Here is a 23,411-nt window from a genome sequence, read left to right as displayed (position 1 = left end):
CCCGCCGGTTCTGAGCCGGATCGTGAAGCGCCTGGTCGTCACTGCCGACGATTTCGGAGCGTCGCTGGAAGTCAACGAAGCGGTCGAGCGCGCGCATCGGGACGGCATTCTGACCGCTGCCAGCCTGATGGTCGGCGGCGCGGCGGTGAACGATGCGGTGGAGCGGGCAAAGCGGCTGCCTTCGCTTGGAGTCGGCTTGCATGTCGTGCTGGTGGATGGGCGGCCCGTGCTGCCCTCGGACCGCGTTCCCGCGCTGGTCGATTCCGAGGGCAAATTCCGTACCGACATGGTTCGTGCGGCCATGCGGATTTTCGCCTCGCCCGCCGCGCGCCGCCAGCTTGCGGCGGAAGTCGAGGCGCAATTCGATGCCTTTGCCGCCACCGGACTGCCGCTCGATCACGTGAACGCGCACAAGCATTTCCATCTGCACCCCACCATTGCCGCCACGCTTGTAAAAGTGGGCAAGGCGCACGGCATGCGGACGGTTCGCGCGCCGGTCGAACCGCGTGCCGTGCTGCGCGCGGTCGAAAGCGACAGCGTACGTTCCGGAGTGGAGGGCATCTGGGCGCAGCAAGTGCAGCGCCTGATGCGTCGCGCCAGTCTGACCACACCGGATCAGGTCTTCGGCCTCGCCTGGTCTGGCGCGATGACCACATCGCGTATCCAGGGCCTGCTGAAGCATCTGCCCGACGGTCTCAGCGAAATCTACGCCCATCCCGCGACCGGCCCCTATGCCGGATCGGCGCCCGGCTACCGCTACGCCGAAGAGCTGGCCGCGCTCACCGACTCACTTGCCAAACAGGCGGTGGCGCGCAATGCCATCGTTCTCGGACGCTTTACGGACTTCATTGAAGGAGAGCGCTCATGACTCTGGCCAGCTCCTGGGGCGACTACGACAAGACGGTTCCGCTCCCGACCGGACGGCTCAAATACGGCAGTCCCGAACACTTGCTGTTGATGAGCCGGACGCTGCTGGATACGCACGATCCCTATCGCCCGGCATTGATCGACTGGCCGAAACTGGACGACGATACGCGAAACAAGATCGTCTCCCTGCCGATCTGGGACATTGCCGTTGCCACCGAAGGCCGAGCCGGCATGAACGTCCGGACTTTTGCCGAAGGCGTGAACGATCCGCTGCTGAAGTCCGCCGTGGAGATGAACGCCTTCGAGGAATCACGCCACAAGCTGGTACTGTCCGACATGGTGCAGGCTTACGGCATCGAACTGGTACCGGAGCCCGCGTATGTGCGGCCCGCCGATCCCGAATTCGCCTTCATGCGTACCGGCTATTCGGAATGCATCGACAGTTTCTTCGGCTTCGGCCTGTTCAAGGTGGCCAAGGATTCGGGCTTCTTTCCGCCCGAACTGGTCGATACCTTCGAGCCCGTGATGCGTGAGGAAGGGCGGCATATCCTGTTCTTCGTGAACTGGGTGGCCTGGTGGCGGCGGAACATGCCGCTGTGGCGACGGCCGTGGTTCGAACTCAAGGTGATCGCGGTCTGGGCGTTCCTGATCTGGGAACGGATCGACATGGCCAAGGGCATGGGCAAGGACAATACCCGCGCGCAGGAGAACAATTTCACGCTCAACGGGTCCAAGGAACTGGGCGTGGAGATCACTTTCCCCGAACTGGCGCGTCTCTGCCTGGCGGAGAACGACCGGCGGCTGTCTGCCTATGATCGGCGCCTGCTGCGCCCGCGTTTCGTGCCGAGCATGATCCGTTTGGCGCTGCGCTTCGTGAAGGGCCCCAAGCCGGGAGAAAGCGGCTGAAACACTGGGCGCGGATCGGCATATTACTGGCGACCGTAGTTGGTCTTGCGGTTGCTGCGTGGACGATCGGCGCCGCCGGACTGCGAGACGTGCTGGCCATTGCCGCGCGCATGGGACTGGCGGGTTTCCTGCTCTATTGCTTCTGGTCGCTTGGCGTCTTCGTCTTGCTCGGGGCGGCGTGGCTCGCGGCGGCGCCCGGTGAGAAGGCGCGCACTCTCCCCCTGTTCGCCTGGGCGCGGATGGTGCGCGAGGCTGCTTCCGACTTGCTGCCGTTTTCCCAGTTGGGCGGAGTCATCGTCAGCGCCCGGACGCTGACAGCCGCCTCGCTGCCGTCCCACCGCGTCCACGGCTCGCTGGTCGTCGACATGACCACCGAAATGGCGAGCCAGTTGGTCTACACCCTGTTCGGCCTGTCGCTGATGGGCTCGCTGCTGATCGGCGACGGCGCGGCGGTTCAATTACGCCCGGCGATCCTCGGCGGAACGTTCGTGATGGTCGCGATCATCCTGCTGTTCTTCGCCATGCAGCGAACCGCGCTGGATTTCGCCACGGCCATTGCCGCTCGCTTCCTGCCGGAATCGACCGCCATGGCCGGTATGCGATCGGAGCTTTCGCGGATCTATGCGCATAGAGACCGGGTGGCGCTTGCCTTCGTCATCAATCTGGCCGCCTGGGTGGCCAGCGGGATCGGTGCGTGGCTCGCTCTGCGATGGATGGGAACGCAGGCGTCGATCTGGGACATTCTCGCACTGGAGAGTCTGATTTTCACGCTGCGCAGCGTTGCCTTCGTCATTCCCGGAGCGCTGGGGGTGCAGGAGGCCGCTTATGCTTTCGCAGGCCCGCTGTTCGGCTTGCCGCCGGAAACGGCTCTCGCCCTGTCTCTTGCCAAACGCGCCCGCGATCTGGCGATTGGCCTGCCCACGCTGCTCATCTGGCAAGTGATCGAATTGCGCGGCGTGACGGCACGACGCGAACAGGCCCTGTAAATGTTATTGCCAAATCGGCTCGCTGCCCAGGTTGACGGTCCAGGCCGAGCTTGAGCCGTGCCCCGTCCCTTACTGCCTCGCGGGGAAGAATACCGGGGCCGCCCCGGGTGACCAAACCGGCACACGCAGCATGATTGCGGCGAACAGCGGCGATGCCAGATAGTCGGACAGCCATCGCTGCACATGGGGAAGCGGCTGACTTTCGAACCACGAGCTGTCCACCGCCGCAAATTGCCGGACGAATGGGATGATGGCAGCGTCCGCGAGACCGCGCGTAGAGCCGCAAAGGAATGGGCTGGTTGCCAGCCTGCTTTCCACTTCACGCAGGAATTCCAGCCCGCTCGCCCTGCGCGCCAAAGCATCGCCATCGTGGCGCTCGGGGTATTTGTAGCGGTCGAGGTCATACTTGAACGGGCCGTCGTTGATCGCGATCAGGGCGGCATCGCCGCGGTCCAGCCAGCTTTCGGGATCGTTCCGCCCCAATGCGGCGTGCATGATGTCGAGGCTCTGTTCGATCGTTTTGCCATCGGCTTGCACCAATACGGGCACCGTGCCTTTCGGGGAGGCGCGTAGCATGTCCGCCGGTTTCGCCGAAAGCTTGATCTCTCGCAGTTCGCAGGTGGTCGCGCTGACGGCCAGAGCCAGCCTTGCCCGCATCGCGTAAGGGCATCGCCTGAAGCTGTAGAGGACCGGCTCAACCATCGTACTTCTCATTGCCAATGCTGCTTGGTCGGCTCCCCTAGCAGCCATCGCCACTCGAAATCACGCGGAAACACATTGGTGGAATCTGACGGGGAACGCCGTTCGAGACGTTCCCCGCGTAGGACCTTACCAGGTGAAGCCGATGGTTCCCTGCACCGTCCGGCGGTTGCCGTACCAGCACCAGCTATAGGCCGCAAAGCAACTGGTCAGGTACTTCTTGTCGAAGATGTTGGTGGCGTTGAGGCCCAGAGTGACGCCTGAAAGGCTGGGGCTCACCTTGGCGAGGTTATAGCGGATCAACCCGTCGAACACGGTGTATGCGGGCGTGTAGATAGTCGTTTCGCCATCGAGGCTGCCCGCATAGACCTTGTCCACATGGCGAACCGCGCCGCCGAGGGAGAGGCCCTGGAACGTGCCTTCCCTTGGCTCCCAGGCAAGGTTTGCGCTGATGCCACCCTTGCCGACGGTTGCGAGGCCCTTGCCGACATTGTCGGGATTGACGTCCTTGAGAACCTTCACGTTCTGGCTGCTGAACGCGAGGCGGAAGTTGAAGTCGTAAGGCAGCGAGCCGCTGGCCTCGACCTCGACCCCGCGTGAACGCACTTCGCCCGACTGGAACGAGGCGAAAGTCACCGGGTTGGAGACGACCACATTGGTCTGGTTGATCTGGAACCAGGCGCCCGTCAGCAGGATGTCCGTGCCGGGGATCACGTACTTGGCACCGGCCTCGATCTGCTTGCCGAGCGAGGGCTTGGCAAGCTCGCCGTTGTCCAGGATGGCAGACTGCGGTTCGAACGAGGTCGAGTAAGTGACATAGGGCGATAGCCCAAGGTCCGTCTTGTAGAGCGCCGCAGCGCGCCAGGTGAACTTCCTGTCGTGCTGGACGGACCCGCTCTGCTCAAGCCGCGCCCAGTCCTGACGGCCGCTCAGCGTAACGTCGAGCTTGCCGACCGAAATGCGATCCTGCGCGTAGACGCCTTGCTGACGCTGCCGGGTGGCGACGTAGGTGGGATCGACAAGACTGTTCGGATCGTAATTGAAGTCCGCGTCAAAGCCGGGAACTTCATAGGGATTCCGCGGCGTCGGCATCGTGCCGTAGACGGGGTTGTAGGCATCGATCGTGTTGGCCGAGCCGAACGCATAGAGTTCGTTCGAATGCGCGACCTGCCGGTCCAGACCGAACAGCACGTTATGCTCCAGCGGACCGGTGCTGAACTTGCCGCTGAGCTGGTTGTCGAAGGTCCAGTTGTTCAGGTTCTCGTTCGTCGCATAGGACGCGCGGTTGTAGACGGTGCCGCCCTCTTCAACCGGCGAGCCCGACGTATAGACGATGCCGAGGCTGCTCTTCACGTACTGGTAGCGGCCGGAGGCGCGGAACGCCCAGTTGTCGCCGAATTCGTGGCGGAAAATGAAGGTTCCGGCAGCCTGTTCGCGCTTGAAGAAGTCGTCCGGCTCGCCGCCGTAGAACTTCGTGGAGATCTTGCCGTTGGGATTGTCGAACAGCGTGCCGCTGGCCGGGAACACGCCGTAGTTGCCGTTGTAGGGATCGTGCGAGTAGGCGCCGAGGACGGTAAACGTGGTCGGAGTGCCTGCCCCAAGCGTCACTGCGCCCGAAACGGTCTGGCGGCGGCGCTTGCCGATGTCCTGCTGGGAGTCTGCGCCATTGACGCTGCCGTTGATGCGCCACAGCACGGTCTCGCCGATTTTCCCGCCGATGTCACCGTCGACACGGTAGAGATTGTAGCTGCCGTAGGACCCCGAGACCGCGCCGTAGAAATCACGATCGATCGGCAGCTTGCTCTGCATGTTGACGAAGCCGCCGGGGCTGGACGAACCGTAAAGTGCTGAGGCCGGGCCCTTCACGACTTCGATGCGATCGAGCCGCGACATGTCGACCTGCGGGGTCGCATAGCCGGTGGCGCTGCCGAACATCTTCAGACCGTCGAGATAGGTCGGCGCATCGAAGCCGCGCAGCTTGAACTGGTCGTAGACTTCGGCCGAGGATCCGCGCGTTTCGGGCGTGACGCCGGCGACGAAACGCAGAGCCTGGTTGAGGTTCTGGATGCCCAGATCGGAGATCGTCCCGGAATCGATCACCGAGATCGACTGCGGAGTCAGGGCAATGGGCGTGTCGCTCTTGGTGCCGGACGAGGCGACGTTCGCAGGCCGATCGCCCTTGACGACGATATCGTCGTTCTCGGCAGCCGCCGCGTGAGCGAAGGCAGGGAGAATGGAAACCGCCATCATGCCGGTGGCCGCTCCCAGAAGAAGCCGTCCGCGGACCGTCGTTCGAAACATTGTGTGCCTTTCGAGAATGAGTCGCAGCTGGCCACTAGTGCTAATGCGAATTGATCGCAATATAATCGGAGCGGCGCGGGATCTTTCCGGGATGCAGGCGCGAACTTGTGGGAAATGAGCAACAGATGCGCGAATTGCGGCTGCTGGGCGATGGCGATCCGTGCGGCAGACCGACCAAAGCGGCACGTGGGAGCAGATCGACTGGGCACGGCGGGTACGCGGGCGCGCGATCTATGCTGGGTAACGCGAACGGGCGGACCGGGCATTGCCGATCGGATCGACCTAAACTGCCGGCAGGCTGCGGTGCTCATTGTGTCGCGTGATGGCCCGGAACGGCTGGCACCTTCCATGCGAAACCAGCGGCGGTACGCTGTCACTGGCCGGAGGCTGGTGCAAACGAGGAGGATTGCGCTGCCCGGATCGCGCGAGTCTATGCTGAAGGCACCGCGTTTTCAGTGACACCGGCTGGCAAGAGCGACGTCATGCGGATCGGCATCATCAATTGGTGAACGTCCGGCGAAGGCGTGGCAGCGGCCATCGGCACCGTCTCGCGCGTACTGTCTGGAATCCGTTCTTGAGAGAGGGCACTCGCAGGAAGCGCCGCGTTTTCGACGCGGCGCTTCCTGCGGCGATTATGGCGTCGCGATCAGGCCGGGCGCATCGGCGATGAATAGGTCGAGCACGCCGTCGGCGATCTTGATCGGTCCTTCGAAGCGGGTCGCGCCGGGGATCGACCGTATCGCTGCGGCTTCGTCCGCCATGCGCTTGGCATCGGCGAAGAACGGCTGTGCCGTGCCGCTGCCTTCGTCGGCGGCGCTCAGGCCCGCAGCCGTCAGTTGCAGGGCGCGGCCCCAGCGCTGCATTGCGTCGAGCCACGGCGCCGATTGGGCAACGAAGCCCTTGTCCGCCACGCCCGCGCGGATGATGTCCGGCGCATTGGCAATATCATCCGCCTGACGCGCGAGATCCTTCAGCGCAGCCTTGCGCGCCGCGGCGTCACCTTGTGCCAGCGCCTCCCGCACATGATCCAGCACGGCCTTCAGCCTAGGCGCTTGCGGTTGCCAGGGCTGGGTGCCGAACGTCGGGGCGAGGTGCTGCGTGTCGAAGAAGGTGAGCAGCGCCGCCGTGGTGCGCGGATCGTCGGACGCGAGTTCCCGCGCTGCCGCGTGCCATGTCAGCTCCGCGTCATAGGCCTTGTCGTTCCACGCAAAGGCGGTGAGCCCCATCACCGCCACGCGGCTGGGCGCTTCCTGATTCATCGGATTGGCGACGATGCCGGTCAGCTCGCTCGAAAGGCCCGCCTCGCGCCGCGCGTAAGGGGCGACCAGCAGCCGGCCCGTCGACTGGGCGTAATCGTTGACCGGATAGTTGTCCCACAGCAGCGTCTTGCGGCCGAACGCCTTGGTCGCGGCCTTGGCGTCGGGGATCGAGATCGCGGGCGGCACAACATCGGTACCGGTCCATTGGACGATAATCCGGGGATCGAGCTTCTCGCGCAGGCCTGCCTTGTAGGGCGATTCCGTGGCGTTGTAATATTCGGTCGGCACCATGATCAGCGACGGTCCGGCCGCGTTACCGGATGCGAGATCGGCCTGGACCGCGTTCAGCAGATAGGCCTGCGCCGCTGCAGCGGCTTTGTCGCTGGCGGGGCCGAACTTTTCCTTGTCGGCATCGCAGTTCCACTTGGTATATTCGATATCGTCGAGCGCTACGTAGAAGGTGCGCACGGACAGGCCCCGGATCGCGTCGAACTTGCGGCGCAGCGCTTGAAGATCGGCCGGGCTGGAATAGCAGACCGACGGGCCGGGCGAGATCGCATAGACGAAATCGATGTGATTGCGCTCTGCCTGATGCACCAGTTCGCCAAGTTGCTTCAGTGTCGCGGCGGGATAATCGTCGCGCCATTTGTCGCGCGCAAAGGGATCGTCCTTGGGGCTGTAGATATAGGTATTGGCCTTTGCGCGGCCGAGAAATGCGAGGTGCGCGCTGCGGTCCTGCATCGTCCACGGGGCGCCGTAGAAGCCCTCGATGGTTCCGCGCACCGGCATCGACGGGAAGTCGTGAATGCGTACGGCGGGGAAGCTGGCGCGCTTCGCCAACTGGCGCAGAGTCTGGGCGGCGTGGAACAGGCCGTCGCCATCGAACCCGGCGAGGACGGTCAGGTTGCCGCCGTCTTCAACCGTGCTGGCGAGAGTGTAGCCTTCCTTTTCCGTGGGCAGGGCGGCTTTCACCCGGCCGACGGCACTGCGCAGGATCGCGGAATTGCCGGCGCCGATGACGATATAGCTCTGGTCGAGCTTCGCGGGGATATGCGTGGCCGTGCGGATGCGGGTGACGCCGGCATTGCTCAGAATTTGCCGTACGAGTTCGACGGTTTCGGCATCAGTCTTCGCCGCTTGCACCAACACGACTGAGGTGCCGAGCGTGACCGTGCCGCCATTCAATTGCATCGAGGTCGGGGTGGGGAAGATGCCCGGCAGCGTTTCCGTCATCGCGCTGGCGTGCGGTGCGGCAGCGGTGGCGGCCAGGATGAGGGGGAGGGCCGCTCTGACGCTTTGATTCAGGCGGCGACGGTAGTGATTCACCCAGACTCTCCGGTATTAGAATGGTGTTATATAGGTCTTGTAAATCAGACGCGTCACCACAATGCAAGCGCTGCGGCCAGCCGATTTATCTTTCACGGGATGCAATGGGTTTGGGAGGTCTGCGTTGGCGACGTGGCCGGAAAGACCCGCCCCCTAAAAGGGGCTGTAGCGCCGGGCGGGGCGCTTCGTCTCGGATATTCGAGACGATCTAACGGCAATGTGCCGGAACCCCGTTTCGGAGGTTCCGGCACATTGCTTTTATCAGAAGTTGACGGTCGCGCCGATCGCCAGCTGGCGGCCGAGCGAGTCGTAACGGGCCGACAGAGTGTTGCTCCGCGACAATGCGTAGCTGTACGAATTGGGGATCAGCGGCGGCAGCTTGTCGAAGATGTTGTTCGCCGACATGCGCAGCGAGAACTGCTCGTTCACGCGGACCGTGAGGGCGAGGTCGAAGTAGTTCTGCGCACCGATGCGATAGAACGTCTCACGCTCGGTGCTTTCGCTCCAGCCGAGTGCCGGGTCGCCCGAGTTCGACACGTTCGTCAGCGGGCCCACATAGCGCCAGTTGAACGATGCGTTGAAGACGCGGTCTTCGGTCGTGTAGGTGGCGCGAAGGCTGTGGGTCCACTTGGGGATCAGCTGGCCGCAAGGACCGCCGAAGTATCCGGCACAATTGTACTTGGCGAGGATCGGCGAGTCCTGGCCGCCGGCCAGGGTCGTGAGCGAACCCGAGAAGTCGAACGCGACGCTGCCGTACTTGCCGAAGCCGAGGTTGTACTGGCCCTGGAAGTCCCAGCCATGCGACTTGCTCTTGTAGTAGTTCGTCGTGCCGCCACGGATGTAGCCGGTGTCCGGGTTCGTGTTGGGGTTGCTCGAAAGCGTACCGTCCGCATTGCGCACGAACATGGAGCAGAAGAACTCGCTACCGGTCTGGAGACAGCCGTTCGAGAAGTAGTCGTAGTCGTTGTAGCCGATCGAGTCGTTGAGATCGATCAGGAAGCGGTCGACCGAGACGGTCAGGCCGCGGATGAACGACGGCTTGAGGACGACGCCGAAGGTCTTGGTATAAGCCGTTTCGGGATCGACGGTGTAGCCGCCGTGACGCACCGTGCAGCCGATGTCGGTCGGGCAGATCAGGGTCGGGCTGCCGTAGAGATTATCGGCGAGACCCGTTGCCTTGCAGACCTCGCGCGAGGCGGCGGGAGCACCGTAGACCGGAACGCGCTGACCGTTGGCACCGGTCGTGTAGCTGACCGTGGGCGCGCAGATGTCGTTATAGGCCGTGTCGATGCGGCCGTAGCTGATGTTGGAGCCCTGATAGGCTTCCACCACCGTTGGGGCGCGCTGGGCGCGGTTGATCGAGCCGCGGAACGTGATGTCCGGGATCGGAGCCCAGATCGCCTCGGCCTTCCAGGTCGAGAAGACGCTGGGGTTCGAGCTGTACTTGGACAGACGATAGGCGCCGTTGAACTGGATCAGGTCGGCGAAGGGCTTGTGCTCGGCAATCGGAACCTGAAGTTCCACGTTGCCTTCCCACGCGTGCTGCGAAAGATTGCTGTCCGATCCGCCGTTCTGTTCGCGCCAGATGTCGTCGGCATAGCTCTGCAGCTTGTCTTCGCGGAACTCGGCGCCGAAGGCCACGGCCACGCCCTGTTCGGCCCACGGCGTCTTGATGCCGTAAGTGCCCAGATCGCCCTGAACCGTGCCGACCACGTTGTAGAGCGAGTTGATCGTGGTGCTGGTGCCGAAGTTGCCCGAGATCAGGTAGTTGTAGAGCGACTGCGTGTTCATTGCCGAGTTGGCGCTGAAGGCGTCGAAGGGAAGGCAGCCGTCGGCCGAACCGCTGGCGCACTGAAGCTGGCCGTTGACGTTGACGACGTTGAGCGCGTTGTTCACGCGGTCATAGTCCGGCTGGCCCCAGGTGATGTCCTGACGGTTGCGCGCATAGACGCCGCCGAGGTCGTAGTTCCACCCTTGCGCGAACTGGCCGCGTACGCCGGCGGTCGCACGCAGGCCGGTGTTGACGTAGACGTCGTCGAGTGGCGCCACGTTGTTGAGGCGATAGCGCAGTTCGATCGGCACGAGTTCGGAAGTGCCTGCAGCCGCACCGCAGACGGTCTGCGCCTGAGAGGCCGACATCAGCGGATTGTTGCAGTTCACATAGTAAGGCGAAGAGCCGTCACCGTAGGCAGTGGGGCTGTAGACGCGCGCCGGGAAGGGGTTCGTCGAACGGTCGCGGAACCACATCACGCTGCCGTAGAGTTCGGCCGCGTCGGAGATCTCGAACGACGTGAAACCGCCCGCGTTCCAGCGCTTGTCGGCGCGCTGGAAGGACTCGCCGTCATAGGGATTGGCGGCCACGGCATCGCTGTAGGGAACGAAAGTCCGCGAGCCGTCGGGATTGTTGACGTACTCCTCGCCATTGGCCGCGCCCGTGCGGGGCGAGATATAGCCGTTGGGCGTATAGGTGGAGACGGTGCAGCCCAGTGGGCCGTCCTTGGAGCTTTCGACCAGCTGGCAGCCGGACGTTTCGCGCGAGGAGAACGGAACGAGCGCGGCCTCGCGGTAGTTGACATAGCCGCTGATGTGGAAGCGGTTGTCGAACAGCTTCTTGCCGAAGGTCACCGATACGTCGGTACGGCCGCCGTCGGTGGTGGTGCCGCTGGCCGGCTGCTGGAAGCCGTACTGGCTGGCGACGTCTGAAATCAGCGTGCGCTTGTTGCTGTGGGCGTAGAAGTTGTAGTTGCCGTTGACCTGAAGGCCTTCGAAATCGTCATCCATGACGAAGTTCACGACACCGGCGATGGCGTCCGAGCCGTAGACTGCCGAAGCGCCGCCGGTTAGCACGTCCACGCGCTTGATCAGCGAGGTGGGGATCATGTTGGCATCGACACCGTTCATGGTGCCCACGCGCTTGCCGTCGATCAGGGTCAGCGTGCGTTCGAAGCCGAGGTTGCGCAGCTTGATGCGCTGGCGGCCGTCCGAATCCTGGTAGTTCTGCTGGCTGTCCGGCGAAATCTGCGGGATGCGGTTGAGAACTTCCTCGATATTGACGGCGGCCTGCGCGCGGATCGCATCGTTGGTGACGGACGTGATCGGCGCGGCCGCCGTGGCATTCGGGCGGTTGATGCGCGAACCGGTAACGACGATGGACCCGGCTGGGGATGCGGGAGTGCCGCCCGCGTTGTCGGCGGCAGCGTCGTCCGGTGCATTGTCCTGGGCCAGTGCCGGGGCGGCGAGACCGGTAATGCAGGTCGTCGCCAGCAGTATCTTCGTGATCTTCCTCATTCGTTGACCCATCTTCTTCCCTGAAATTGATACGACTTTACTGGATGCATTCGTCCCGGCTTCCGGCGCGGGGGCGCCAGGCAGAGCTTCGAATCTGGTAGGTGACTTCAGGCGGTGCGGAGGCTGCCCGCGGGATGTACGACCGTGCGCCCGGTCGCGTCGGTGACGGCGTAAGTGAAGCCCGGCTGGATCGCGAAGGCGCCGACCCGGCCGTCCTTGTCGATGGCGATGAAGGCCACTTGCGCGTCTTTCACCGCGTCTCCCCGCAGTTTGACGATGTGCTCGATCGCTTCCCGGCAGGCCGCCATTGCGGACAGGCCCATGCGCATGGAGCCCACCACGCGCGCTGCGCCGGCAATGCGCGTCACTTCCTCGCCCACGCCCGTTGCCGAGGCGGCGCCGACGCCGGGTTCGACCAGCAGTCCGCAACCGGCCTGGGGAGAGTCGCCCACCCTTCCGCGCAGTTTGAAGGCCATGCCGGACGTGGTGCAGGCCCCGGCAAGGCGCCCGTCCGGGCTGCGTGCAAGGATACCAATGGTGTCATGATCGAGCGCGGAACCGCGCTGGTTCTCGATATTGGCGACCGGCTTGTATTCCGCCTTCTTCAGCCATTCGCGCCATCCGGCCTCGGCTTCGGGCGTCAGCAGGTTTTGCGCTGTGAAACCTTGCTCGCGGGCGAACTGCGCTGCGCCTTCGCCCACCAGCATCGTGTGCGGCGTGCGTTCCATGACCCGGCGGGCGACGGAGATCGCGTGGACATAGCCTTCGAGAGCGGCAACGGCACCGGCATGGCCGCGATCGTCCATGATGATCGCGTCGAGCGTGACGTGACCGTCGCGATCGGGGTAGCCGCCAAGGCCGACCGAATGATTGGTGACGTCGGCTTCCGGCACTCGCGCCCCGGCTTCCACCGCATCGATCAGCGTGCCGCCGGCTTTCCAGGTGCTATAGGCCGCCGCGTTGGCCGCGGCGCCAAAGTCCCATGTCGAAATCACCAGCGCGGGATCGCCGGCGCTCTGCATGGAAGTGCCCTTAACGGCAGGCGCTGCCCGCGCGGTTGCAGCGGCGACCGAGCCGACCAAGGCAAATCCCAAGGTATCGCGACGCGAAATTCCCATGCCCATTTTTCCCCTGCCGACAAGGCCACGCCGGGTCCCTTCCTGGACCGGCATGCCCTTCCCAAAGCGTGTCCTGCAACAAAGCTGTCATAGGGATTAAATCAATTCAATACCAAAATTCGCCGTGGGCTATATTTTTGCAACCAAGGTTGCATATTTGTCGCCAATTGGTCTCACTTGTCAGGGTAATGGAATGACCCACAAGGCCACCTCCCCTCGCGGGGAGGCAGGTTTTCAGCCGAAAAGCGATGAATTCAGACCTGACGCGGCGGGCGGTTGCGCGATTCGCGTCCGAACGAAAGGTCCGGTGTGGTCTGCATGTGGAACGTCAGCTGACCACCCTGCATGATCTCGTCATGGCGGATCCAGCACCGGCTGTACGCCTTGCCATTCCATTCCACGCGGCCGTAATAGGGCCGGTCCGAGCGGTTGCCCGGGGCGCTGACGACAAGTTCGCGGCCGTTGCCCAGCTTCACCCGCGCCTCCTCGAACAGCGGGCTGCCGAAGATATAGATGCCGCTGACCGGATCGACGGGATAGAACCCGAGCGCGGAGAGCACGTACCAGGCGCTCATCTGCCCGCAATCGTCGTTGCCGATCACGCCGCCCGGCCGGGCGCGGTACATCATGGCGAGCAGGCGGCGGGCCATGCCCTGCGTCTTCCAGTGCGAGCCGGTCCATGCATAGAGATAGGCGACGTGATGCGACGGTTCGTTGCCGTGCGCGTACTGGCCGACCATGCCGCTGATGTCCGGCGGCGCGTTCTTCGGCAGCGCCGAGGGCGCGTTGAAGAAGGCGTCCAGCTTGGCTTCCAGCGCGGCGGGGCCGCCCATCGCTTCGGCAAGGCCGTGGACATCGTGCTGGTTGAGGAACGTCGCCTGCCAGCCGTTGCTTTCGGTAAAGTCCCGCCATTTGGCGGAATGGCCAAGTTCAACGGGGTCGTAAGGTTCCGCCCAGGTCCCGTCGTCAAGGCGCGGGCGCGCGAAACCCGTTGCGGTGTCGAACACGTTCTTCCAGTTGCCCGCCCGCGCTTCCAGCCGCCTGGCATCGTCCAGAGCCCCGGCGGCACGCGCGATCCGGGCGGCGGCATAGTCGTCATAGGCATATTCGAGCGTGCGGCTTACGCCCTCGAAAACCTTGTCGGCCGGGACGTAACCCTTGGCGTCATAAAGCGGAATGCCCAGCGCGTTGTCCTGTGCGGGCGTGGCAAAGTCGAACGCGCGCTTGCGAATACCCGGCCAGGCGGCGGCATAGTCGCCCGGAATGCCCTTGGCCATGGCTTCGGCCAGAACCGGCACCGAGTGCCAGCCGATCATGCAGCCGGTTTCCACGCCCTGTAACGGCCAGACCGGAGGCCCATAGGGGCTCTGCTGGGTCTGGCGAATGAGATCGCCGACGAACTGTTCCGCCTGCTTTGGCCGCAGCAGGATCTGCAAGGGGTGAACGGCGCGGTAGGTGTCCCAGAGCGAATAGGCGCTGTAGGCGGTCTGTCCCGGCGCGAGCTGCTGAACCTTGCGGTCTAGCCCCATCGTGCGGCCGTCCACATCGGAAAACAGCGTCGGGCTGATGGCCGCATGATAGAGCGCCGTCGTCATGATCGCGCGCTGGTCGGCGGTGCCGCCGCGCACGGTGATCTGGCCCAGTTCCTCGGCCCAGACGCGGCTCGCGGCCTGCCGGTATGCGTCGAAATCGAAGTGCGTCGCCTCGGCTGCGAGGTTGGCGCGGGCCCCAGCGACATCCACGGCCGAAACGGCGGTGCGCACGATGATCGGGGCGGCCGCAGCGTCATCGAAATGGACTGCGGCCTTCAGGCGGCGGCCTTTGACGCCTTGCGTTCCCGGCGCTTGCGGTGCGTCCGCATCGCCGAAGAATTCGACCCGGCTTGGCGGTCGCGAGAACTGCATCGCGAAGTAGATGTGCCGCCCCTTGGCCCAGCGGAAGACCCGGCGCTGCCCGGTGAGCGTCCCGTCGGCGTCCAGCGCGAGTTCGGCGTCGTCGATCAGCGGGTGAGCTTCCGAGGAATCCGGCACGAGGTGCGAGAGGTCGATCAGCAGATGGCCGGATCCGGCCTCTCCTGCCGGATAGGTATGGCGTTGGATCCCGGTCCGAAGCGTGGCGGTAAGCTCGCTGGCGACGCCGTTTTCCAATTGGACCCGGTAGTAGCCGGGCTCTGCCACCTCATTGGTATAGCGTAGCCGGTAGCCTTCCTCCGGCCGGTCCAGCGGGCCGGGCTGGAGCCGCACGTCGCCCCGGCAGGGCTGCACCAGTACGTCCAGCATGTCACCGATGCCGGTGCCCGAAAGATGCGTGTGCGAAAAGCCCAGCATCGAGGCGTCGCCATGATGGTAGCCCGAGCAGGTGTCCCACCGCGCGGTGTCCGTGTCCGGGCTCAGCTGGACCATGCCGAAGGGCAGGGTGGCGCCCGGGAAAGTGTGGCCGTCGCCGCCGGTGCCGATGAAAGGATCGGCTTTCGCCGGAGCCTCGGGATCGGTCGTTTCGGCTGCCATCGCACGTGTCGCGCCGGCCGAACCCGCGGCAGCGAGCAGCGCAAGGCGGCAGGAACCGGCCATCAGGCGGCGGCGGCTGAAAGCTGTCATGACAAAGATTCCTTAAAAGGACGGCGCCTGCCTATGCGGTCGAAACCGTGAGGCAGGCGCCGGCCCGTGTGCATGCAGATCTCGGGAGGAGGAGAGTGAGACCTGCCGGCTTTGCACGGGACTTAGAAGCTGAACTGGGCAGTCGCCGAGGATTCGGCGTGGCCAAGCGAGCTGACATGTGTTGCCAGCAGCTTGATGCACGCAGGTTTCATCATAATTTCCTCGTAACCCGACCCGGGACGCGCGTTTCGACCGTTTCCGTTTGCGAAATGCGAGCCCGCTGAAATTTTCTTACGGCAATGCCAATATCATGCCAATCTTCGCAGTCAATGTCACCAAAATAGATCCTTGTGTCCACTGGAAATTTTTCCTCGATCCCCGAATGTCGCCGGATCGCTAGGGATTTGGGGGAATTTTTGGAGTCATCGCTCTCCGGCTGCGTTGGGCGGTCTGTTGAACCCGCTGGTCTGGTAAGCCAAAGTATGTCCAATTTGCGATAACGCGAATCACCGGTTGCAAAGCCGGCAGGGCAGTCTGTGGGGGGATAAAATGCTCGAGGTCTGTGTGGAGGATGCTGCCGGCATCGCGGCTGCCGTCATGGGTGGCGGCGACCGAGTGGAGCTGTGCAGTGCGCTGGCGCTGGGCGGTTTGACGCCGCCGCGCTCGCTTGTCCGTTTGGCTGCCGAGGCGCCGATTCCCGTCCACATGTTGTGCCGCCCCCGCGAAGGCGATTTCGTTTATGACGCGTGGGAAGTGGCGCAAGTCCGTGATGATATCGATCTGGCGGCCGAGGCCGGACTGGCCGGAATCGTGATCGGTGCGGGCAGCGCCGCAGGGCTCGACCTGCCGGTGCTGGACGAGTGGCTCGATCATGCCAGGCGCGCCGGTGCTGCACGCGGCGCGCGGCTTTCGCTGACGTTGCACCGGGTGTTCGACTTGCTGGACGACATGGAAAACGGGCTGGAGCAGGCCGTGGCGATGGGCTTCGATCGCATCCTGACCTCCGGTGGTGCCGTGCGGGCGGCCGAGGGCGCGCGGATGCTGGCCTATCTTGGCGAACTGGCGGCCGGGCGCATCGTGATTCTTGCCGGTTCTGGCGTTTCCGCCGAAACGATTCCGGTACTGGGAGCGGCTGGAATCAGGGAATTCCACGGCTCCTGCCGAACGGCGCAAGCGGTACCGGATGGTGGCGAACGCCTTGAGCAACTGGGCTTCCAGAAGGGTGCGCGGATGGTGACGGATGCGCGGGAAGTGGCGCGCGTAAAGGCGGCGATCGAAGCCCGGGCAAGCGGTGCCTGAAAGGAACAGAACCGCACATGAAGTGCACGGACAGCCGCGAATGGGAAGGCCGGCCGCACAAGAAAAATGATCGCCGTGCGCAAAACCAATTGCGCATGGCCTTGAGTTCGTGAATACCAATATAGAACTTATATCGACATTGGTAGGTGGTCGTCCCCGATTGGTGCATAGTCCGCCGATCGGAAGGCGGGCCAGGGAGATTTCACCGTAATGCAGTCCGACGCCGCAAATCCTCCTCTTTCCCTCATGGCCCGCGAGGCCGCAGAGGCACCGCAGGCCGTGCGGGCGTTTCTGGAGGCCAACCGCGCAGCCCTTGCGGCGCTGGCGCGGGACCTGCGCGACAATCCACCGTCGGTCGTGGTTACTTGCGCGCGCGGATCGTCCGACAATGCGGCGACTTATGCCAAGTACCTGATCGAGACCATGGTGGGCCTGCCGGTCTCGTCCTCTGCCCTCAGCGTATCTTCCGTATTCGGCGCCGAGATGCAGCCGGGCCGCGTGCTCGTGCTGGCGATCTCGCAGAGCGGGCGCAGCCCCGACCTGCTGGCCGCCGTCGAGGCGCATCGCCGCGCGGGAGCCCGCGTTGTCGCGCTGGTGAATGACGAGACCGCGCCGCTCGCCGATCTGGCGCAGTGGGTGCTGCCGCTTCATGCCGGGCCGGAAAAGTCGGTTGCGGCCACCAAGTCCTTCATCGCCTCGCTGGCCGGCGTTGCCGCGCTGGTGGCGCACTGGACCGGAGAGACCGAGCCCGGAGCCGCGCTGGGCAAGGCCATGGACGGTCTGCCGAACGCGATGGAAGCGGCCGCGAAGATCGCCCCGTTTGATCTGGTCGAGCGGCTCTCCGATGCCGCCAATCTCTTCGTGATCGCGCGCGGCTATGGCTTTGCCGTGGCACAGGAAGCCGCGCTCAAGCTGAAGGAAACCTGCGCGCTCCATGCCGAGGCCTATAGCGCCGCCGAAGTGCGCCACGGCCCGATGACGATCATCGACGGCGGTTTCCCCATCGTTGCCTTCGCGACGTCCGATGCCAGCGGCGAGAGCGTGCGCGAAGCCGCCAGCGAGTTCGCCGGGCGCGGTGCGCAAGTCTCGCTGCTCGATGCCACGGTTCCGGTCGGCGCGCAGGCTTTCGCCGCGCTGGCGGGCCATCCCGCGCTGGAGCCGCTGCTGATGATCCAGGCCTTCTATCCGCAAGTGAACGCGCTTTCGCTGGCGCGCGGTCTGGATCCCGACAAGCCCGCGCACTTGCGCAAGGTTACCGAGACTCTCTGATGAAAATCGCCTTCGTCAACGGCAACGTCTATCTCGGCCGCGCATGGGCGCGCGATGTCGTGCTGACCGTCGAGCAGGGCCGCATCGCCGCCACCGAGAGCGGCGCGGACGCCGATGAAGTCATCGATCTCGACGGAGGCTGGCTGGTGCCGGGCTTCATCGACGTGCAGGTGAACGGCGGCGGCGGCGTGCTGCTCAACGACAGCCCCACGGTTGCGGGCATCGCGACGATTGCCGCCGCGCACGCGCGCTTCGGCACCACGGCCATGCTGCCCACGCTGATCAGTGCCACGCCGGACGTGATCGCGGCGGGGCTGGACGCGACCGACGATGCCGTGTCCTCGGGCGTGAAGGGCTGCATCGGCATCCACGTCGAAGGGCCGGTACTCAACGCCAAGCGCCGGGGTATCCATTCCGAAGGCAATCTGCGCAAGCTGGACGACAGTCTGGTCGAACTGCTCATCAGGCCCCGCGCGGGCCGCGTGCTCTTCACTATCGCGCCCGAATATCTCGACGCGGATCAGGCGCGCGCGCTGATCGACGCGGGTGTCGTGCTGGCCATGGGCCACTCCGACGCCGATTACGAGACGGCACGTGCCGCTTTCGATATGGGCGTGACCGGCGTGACCCACTTGTTCAACGCCATGTCCGCGCTGCACCATCGCAATCCCGGCATGGTCGGGGCAGCGCTTGAGAACCGGTCGGCGTGGTGCGGGCTGATCGCGGACGGATACCACGTTCACCCCGCCGTGATGCGCGTGGCGCTGGCAAGCCGCCCGATCGACCGCTTCATGCTGGTGACGGACGCCATGCCCTGCGTCGGTTCCGACCTTGCGAGCTTCCAGCTGGACGGGCGCGAGATCACCGTGGCCGAAGGGCGCTGCGTGGGCGCGGACGGCACGTTGGCGGGGGCTTCGCTGAATATGGGCGACGCGGTGCGCAATGTCGTCGACATGGCGGGTGTTTCGCTTGCGCAAGCCGTTGAAATGGCCACCTTGCAGCCTGCCACGTTCCTGGGGCTCGCCTCCGAACGGGGTACCATTGCCGCCGGCCGCACCGCCGACTTCGTCCGCCTCGACCGCACCATGGCGCCGCAGGCGACGTGGATCGGCGGCGAGCGGGTGTTCTGAGATCCGTCTCCAGGAGACAAGCCAGTCCGATGTCTGCCTCCGTTTCCCCTATTTTGAGCGCCACCCGCGCGAACGCGCCTGTCGAACCGCAGAGGATCGCCGTTGCTGCGCCTCTCGACGGGTGGCTGGGTCCGCTTGACGAGATTCCCGATCCGGCCTTCGCGAGCGGCATGGTCGGCGACGGCGTTGCCATCGATCCCACCGGCTCAGTGCTCCATGCGCCTTGCGCGGGCGTGATCGCCGCGATCGCGGCGACGGGCCATGCTGTGACCTTGCGCCTTGAAGGCGGGGCGGAACTGCTGGTCCATCTCGGTGTCGATACCGTGGCGATGGGCGGGCGGGGTTTCATGCCGCTGGTGGCGCAGGACCAGAGCGTTGCGGCAGGCGAGCCGCTGATCCGCTTCGATCTCGATGCAATCGTGACCGGCGCGCCGAGCGCGATGACGCCGGTGCTCCTGCTCTCGGCCGAGGAATGGACGCTGGAATCGAAGCGTGAGCCGGGTCCGGTGACGGTTGGCGACGTGGTGATGACGCTGCGGCACATCGGCGCGGCAGCAGGCGAGGCGTCACAGCCTACCGCGTCCGCTGATGACGAACTGGTGCGCGAGGTTTCCGTGCTGCTGCGTCACGGCATCCACGCGCGCCCGGCGGCACGCCTGCGGCAGGTGGCGACGTCTTTCGATGCGGGCGTGCGGATGGAGATCGCCGGCAAGTCGGCCAGCCTGCGCAGTCCGGTGGGTGTGCTGGCGCTGGGCGTCAAGCTGGGTGACCGCATTTCGCTCCACGCGCGCGGCGCGCAGGCTGCGGACGTGCTGGACGCTCTGGAAGCGCTGATCGCCAGCGGCATGGGCGAACTGGCGCATGCGGATGAAAAGATCGACGAGAAGTCCGGTGTCGAGCCCGCGCGCGTGACCGCGTCGGTGCTCCGCCGGGCGACAGCGATCGCGGCGGACGGCACGCTGGCGGGCGTCGTTGCCGCGCCGGGCGTGGCCGTGGGGCAGGCGGTTCGCTACCGCCTTGGCGAGGTGGAAGTCTCGGCCGGGTCGGGCGATGCCGCCACCGAACGCGCTCTGCTGGACGAAACGCTGGCGCAGTTACGCCTGAAGATTGCGGCGGAAAGCGAAGGCGCTCCGGCGCATGCGGCCTCGATCCTTTCCGCCCATGCGGTGATGCTGGAGGACGAGGACCTGCTCGCCGCCGCGCATGAGGCGATTGCGGGCGGCGCGAGCGCGGGCCAGGGGTGGCGCGTCGCCATTGGCACGCAGGTCGAGCTACTGCTGCGATCCGGCGATGCCCGGCTTGCCGAGCGTGTGGACGACATGCGCGATCTGGAACGGCAGGTTCTCTGCGCGCTGATCGGCGGCGACGCGGCGGGCTTCTCGCTTCCCGAGAATGCCGTGGTCATTGCCGAGGATCTCTTGCCCTCGCAGCTCATGGCGCTCGATCCGCAGCGACTGACGGCGATTTGCCTCGTCAATGGCGGGCCGACTTCGCATGTCGCGATTCTTGCCGCCGGGCTCGGCGTGCCGATGCTGGTGGCGATGGGAACGGCGCTGGACGGGATCGCGGACGGTGCGGTTCTGGTGGTGGACGCCGCGGCTGCGCGGATCGAAACCGACGCTTCGGAAGAGCGCATCGCGCGTGTTCGGCAGCAGCTTGCGGCACTCGCCGCGCGCCGTGCCGCCGCACGCGAGGCCAAGGGGCCGTGCCATACGGCGGACGGCACCCGGATCGAAGTCTTCGCCAATCTCGGCTCGCTGGCCGATGCGCGTCAGGCGATGGAAAACGGCGCCGAGGGCTGCGGCCTGCTGCGCAGCGAGTTCCTGTTCGTCGAACGCCCGCAGGCCCCGAGCGTTGCCGAGCAGGCCGAAACCTATCAGGCCATTGCCGATGCGCTGGAGGGCCGCCCGCTGATCGTGCGTCTGCTCGACATCGGCGGCGACAAGCCCGCGCCGTTCCTGCCGATCCCGGCCGAGGAAAACCCGGCACTGGGCCTGCGCGGCATTCGCGTCTGCCTCGCGCACCCCGAACTGCTGGAACAGCAGGTCGAGGCGATCTTGCGCGTGCGCCCGGCCGGTCAGTGCCGGATCATGGTGCCGATGGTCGCCAGCCTTGCGGAACTGCGCGCGGTGCGGGCGGTAGTCGATAGCGTCGCCCTGCGTCTTGGCCTGACCGAGCCGGTCTCGCTGGGGATCATGGTGGAAACACCCGCTGCCGCCGCGACGGCTGACATTTTCGCGCGCGAAGCCGATTTCCTCTCGATCGGGACGAACGACCTCACGCAATATACGCTTGCCATGGACCGGGGCAATTCGGCGGTGGCGGCGGATATCGACGGGCTCCACCCGGCCGTGCTGCGCCTGATCGGCCTGACGTGCGAGGGCGGTTCGCGCGGCGGCCGCTGGACGGGCGTCTGCGGTTCGCTGGCGTCCGATCCCATGGCCGTGCCGCTGCTGCTGGGCCTCGGCGTGGCGGAGCTTTCGGCGACGCCCGCGCAAGTGCCGGACATCAAGGCGCTGGTCGCCGGGTTGCAGATCGAACGCTGCCGCCAGCTTGCCGCCGATGCGCTGGAATGCGCCTCGGCCGGAGAAGTGCGCGAATTGATGCGGAAATTCTTGGAGGAGCAGGGGGCATGAGGCGCATTCTCGAAGCATTGCAGCCGCTGGGCCGCGCGCTCATGCTGCCGATTGCGGTGCTTCCGGTCGCGGGCTTGCTCCTGCGTCTGGGGCAACCGGACCTGCTCAATATCGCGCTGCTGAGTGCGGCGGGCGATGCGCTGTTCTCGCACCTTGGCCTGCTGTTCTCCATCGGTGTCGCCACCGGCTACGCGCGGGACGGCAACGGCGCGGCGTGCCTTGCGGGCATCGTCTGCTTCCTCGTCGGCACCGAAGGCGCCAAAGTGCTGATGCCGGTGCCGCTGGGCGTCGATCTCAAGCTGTCGGGTGAGGCCCTTGCTGCCGCTGTGGCAGCGGCCAAGAGCCAGGCCATCGGGCGGCTGGACGTACCCATCGGCATCGTCTCGGGTCTTGTCGGCGGCACTTTCTACAATCGTTTTGCGGCGATGAAGCTGCCGGAATACCTCGCTTTCTTCGGCGGCCGGCGGTTCGTGCCGATCGTCTCGGGCGTGGCCGGTCTGGCGATTGCACTGGTGGTGGGCATGGGCTTCCATCCCATCGTGGTCGGTATCGACGGCGTCAGCCACGGCATCACCGACCTTGGCGGCGTGGGGCTGTTCCTGTTCGGGCTGATCAACCGCCTGCTGCTGGTCACCGGCCTGCACCACGTGTTCAACAACCTCTTCTGGTTCGTCTTCGGCGACTACAACGGCGCGCATGGCGACATTCGCCGGTTCTTCGCGGGCGATCCCACGGCCGGAAGCTTCATGACCGGCTTCTTCCCGGTGATGATGTTCGGCCTGCCTGCCGCCTGCCTTGCGATGTACCGCGCGGCCCTGCCGGAGCGGCGCAAGGCAGTGGGCGGCATGCTCTTCAGCCTCGCGCTCACCTCGCTGCTGACCGGCGTGACCGAGCCCATCGAATTCAGCTTCATGTTCCTCGCGCCGGTGCTCTACGCCATCCACGCGGTGCTGACCGGCCTTTCGATGTGGCTGACGGACGCGCTGGGCATGCACCTTGGCTTCGGTTTCTCGGCGGGCCTGTTCGACTACGTGCTGAACTTCGGCAAGGCGACGCGCCCGCTGCTCCTGCTGCCGGTGGGGCTGCTCTACTTCGCGGTCTATTACGGCGTGTTTTCCTTCGCGATCCGCAAGCTGGACCTCAAGACACCCGGCCGCGAGGACGAGGATATGTCTGCCGCTACCCCCGCCGCCGCCGACAGCCCGGCGAGCGAGGGACGCGGGGCCGCCTTCCTCGCGGCACTGGGCGGCAGTGCCAACATCGTGGAAGTCTCCGCCTGCACCACCCGTCTGCGGCTCATCATCGTCGATCATGGCGCGGTGGCAGAGGTGCGGCTCAAGGCGCTGGGCGCGCGCGGGTTGATCCGTCCTTCGGACAAGGCGCTTCAGGTGATCCTGGGCCCGGTGGCCGATATCGTATCCGTGGAGATCCGCGAGGCGATTGCGGCAGGCCCGGCCGTAGAGCGCAAGGTTGCCGTATCAGCTGAGGCCTCGTCGTCGGAGGGTTCGGTCGTGACGATCCCCGGCGTGATGCAGCAGGGGCTCGGCGGCGCGGCGAACGTGCTGGGCGCGCAGCGTTACGGCAATCGCCTGAGGGTGGAGCTACAGGATCCCGCCTTGCTCGACGCGCCCGCGCTGACCGCAGCCGGTGTTCGCGGCGTGGCAGCCGCCGCAGGCCGCACCGTCCACCTGTTGTTCGCGCCCGAAGACCTCGACCGCTTCGCGGCCTGA

14 protein-coding genes are annotated in these 23,411 nt (G+C 65.3%); 8 read left to right on the top strand and 6 right to left on the bottom strand.

Features of this window, described 5'->3' with window-relative positions; all coding sequences use genetic code 11:
• Positions 1-22: 22 nt before the first annotated feature.
• The 3 genes from hpnK to EDF56_RS20595 are packed head-to-tail and all read left to right on the top strand — an operon-like array spanning position 23 to position 2,759.
• Entirely contained in the window at positions 23-868 is an 846-nt protein-coding gene (gene hpnK / locus EDF56_RS20605; RefSeq protein WP_132391070.1) for a hopanoid biosynthesis-associated protein HpnK, read from the top strand.
• Positions 865-1,773 (top strand): ferritin-like domain-containing protein, encoded by a 909-nt coding sequence (locus tag EDF56_RS20600; RefSeq protein WP_132391069.1) that lies wholly within the window; start codon positions 865-867, stop codon positions 1,771-1,773. Before hpnK ends, EDF56_RS20600 begins: the two co-directional genes overlap by 4 nt.
• Complete coding sequence (locus EDF56_RS20595; protein ID WP_132391067.1) at positions 1,770-2,759, top strand: lysylphosphatidylglycerol synthase domain-containing protein; 990 nt, start codon at positions 1,770-1,772, stop codon at positions 2,757-2,759. Before EDF56_RS20600 ends, EDF56_RS20595 begins: the two co-directional genes overlap by 4 nt.
• Positions 2,760-2,828: 69 nt before the next feature.
• Here EDF56_RS20595 and EDF56_RS20590 read toward each other — a convergent pair whose 3' ends face one another.
• The 6 genes from EDF56_RS20590 to EDF56_RS20565 all read right to left on the bottom strand — a co-directional run bounded on the left by EDF56_RS20590 (position 2,829) and on the right by EDF56_RS20565 (position 15,347).
• Positions 2,829-3,461, bottom strand: coding sequence for a glutathione S-transferase (locus tag EDF56_RS20590; protein WP_132391065.1), 633 nt, complete (start codon positions 3,459-3,461; stop codon positions 2,829-2,831).
• Positions 3,462-3,587: 126 nt separating this feature from the next.
• Positions 3,588-5,708, bottom strand: a complete 2,121-nt coding sequence (locus EDF56_RS20585) for a TonB-dependent siderophore receptor (protein WP_243652741.1) — start codon at positions 5,706-5,708, stop codon at positions 3,588-3,590.
• 683 nt (positions 5,709-6,391) lie between these two features.
• A complete protein-coding gene (locus EDF56_RS20580) occupies positions 6,392-8,251 on the bottom strand; it encodes a beta-N-acetylglucosaminidase domain-containing protein (RefSeq protein WP_132391268.1) in 1,860 nt (619 codons plus the stop codon).
• Positions 8,252-8,605: 354 nt separating this feature from the next.
• Positions 8,606-11,632, bottom strand: coding sequence for a TonB-dependent receptor (locus EDF56_RS20575; protein ID WP_243652740.1), 3,027 nt, complete (start codon positions 11,630-11,632; stop codon positions 8,606-8,608).
• Positions 11,633-11,739: 107 nt separating this feature from the next.
• Positions 11,740-12,750, bottom strand: a complete 1,011-nt coding sequence (locus tag EDF56_RS20570) for a N(4)-(beta-N-acetylglucosaminyl)-L-asparaginase (protein WP_132391061.1) — start codon at positions 12,748-12,750, stop codon at positions 11,740-11,742.
• A 254-nt stretch (positions 12,751-13,004) separates the two neighbouring features.
• Positions 13,005-15,347 (bottom strand): GH92 family glycosyl hydrolase, encoded by a 2,343-nt coding sequence (locus EDF56_RS20565; RefSeq protein ID WP_132391059.1) that lies wholly within the window; start codon positions 15,345-15,347, stop codon positions 13,005-13,007.
• Between the two features lie 549 nt (positions 15,348-15,896).
• Between EDF56_RS20565 and EDF56_RS20560 the strand changes: the two genes are divergently transcribed.
• From EDF56_RS20560 to nagE, 5 genes are all read left to right on the top strand, one after another.
• Entirely contained in the window at positions 15,897-16,646 is a 750-nt protein-coding gene (locus EDF56_RS20560) for a copper homeostasis protein CutC (RefSeq protein WP_132391057.1), read from the top strand.
• Between the two features lie 246 nt (positions 16,647-16,892).
• The gene (locus EDF56_RS20555) at positions 16,893-17,915 is read left to right on the top strand and encodes an SIS domain-containing protein (protein ID WP_347812997.1); all 1,023 of its coding nucleotides are present in this window, start codon (positions 16,893-16,895) and stop codon (positions 17,913-17,915) included.
• A complete protein-coding gene (nagA, locus tag EDF56_RS20550; RefSeq protein ID WP_132391054.1) occupies positions 17,915-19,045 on the top strand; it encodes an N-acetylglucosamine-6-phosphate deacetylase in 1,131 nt (376 codons plus the stop codon). The genes EDF56_RS20555 and nagA overlap by 1 nt, the downstream gene beginning before the upstream one ends.
• Positions 19,046-19,098: 53 nt before the next feature.
• Positions 19,099-21,681 carry a phosphoenolpyruvate--protein phosphotransferase gene (gene ptsP / locus EDF56_RS20545; RefSeq protein WP_243652739.1) on the top strand — a complete coding sequence of 861 codons (2,583 nt, stop codon included), beginning with the start codon at positions 19,099-19,101 and terminating at the stop codon, positions 21,679-21,681.
• Positions 21,678-23,411: an N-acetylglucosamine-specific PTS transporter subunit IIBC gene (gene nagE / locus EDF56_RS20540; RefSeq protein ID WP_132391050.1), complete on the top strand. Its 1,734-nt coding sequence runs from the start codon at positions 21,678-21,680 to the stop codon at positions 23,409-23,411. Before ptsP ends, nagE begins: the two co-directional genes overlap by 4 nt.

The organism is Novosphingobium sp. PhB165 (assembly GCF_004341845.1).
In the GTDB taxonomy this organism is placed as follows: domain Bacteria; phylum Pseudomonadota; class Alphaproteobacteria; order Sphingomonadales; family Sphingomonadaceae; genus Novosphingobium.
This window is presented reverse-complemented; position numbering and strand designations above follow the sequence as displayed.

Coding starts and splice junctions, on each gene's coding strand:
- EDF56_RS20570 (WP_132391061.1), bottom strand. CDS start 12,750: ATGGGAATTTCGCGTCGCGATACCTTGGGATTTGCCTTGGTCGGCTCG.
- nagE (WP_132391050.1), top strand. CDS start 21,678: ATGAGGCGCATTCTCGAAGCATTGCAGCCGCTGGGCCGCGCGCTCATG.
- EDF56_RS20600 (WP_132391069.1), top strand. CDS start 865: ATGACTCTGGCCAGCTCCTGGGGCGACTACGACAAGACGGTTCCGCTC.
- EDF56_RS20585 (WP_243652741.1), bottom strand. CDS start 5,708: ATGATGGCGGTTTCCATTCTCCCTGCCTTCGCTCACGCGGCGGCTGCC.
- EDF56_RS20590 (WP_132391065.1), bottom strand. CDS start 3,461: ATGGTTGAGCCGGTCCTCTACAGCTTCAGGCGATGCCCTTACGCGATG.
- EDF56_RS20575 (WP_243652740.1), bottom strand. CDS start 11,632: ATGAGGAAGATCACGAAGATACTGCTGGCGACGACCTGCATTACCGGT.
- EDF56_RS20580 (WP_132391268.1), bottom strand. CDS start 8,251: ATGACGGAAACGCTGCCGGGCATCTTCCCCACCCCGACCTCGATGCAA.
- EDF56_RS20560 (WP_132391057.1), top strand. CDS start 15,897: ATGCTCGAGGTCTGTGTGGAGGATGCTGCCGGCATCGCGGCTGCCGTC.
- nagA (WP_132391054.1), top strand. CDS start 17,915: ATGAAAATCGCCTTCGTCAACGGCAACGTCTATCTCGGCCGCGCATGG.
- EDF56_RS20565 (WP_132391059.1), bottom strand. CDS start 15,347: ATGACAGCTTTCAGCCGCCGCCGCCTGATGGCCGGTTCCTGCCGCCTT.
- EDF56_RS20555 (WP_347812997.1), top strand. CDS start 16,893: ATGGCCCGCGAGGCCGCAGAGGCACCGCAGGCCGTGCGGGCGTTTCTG.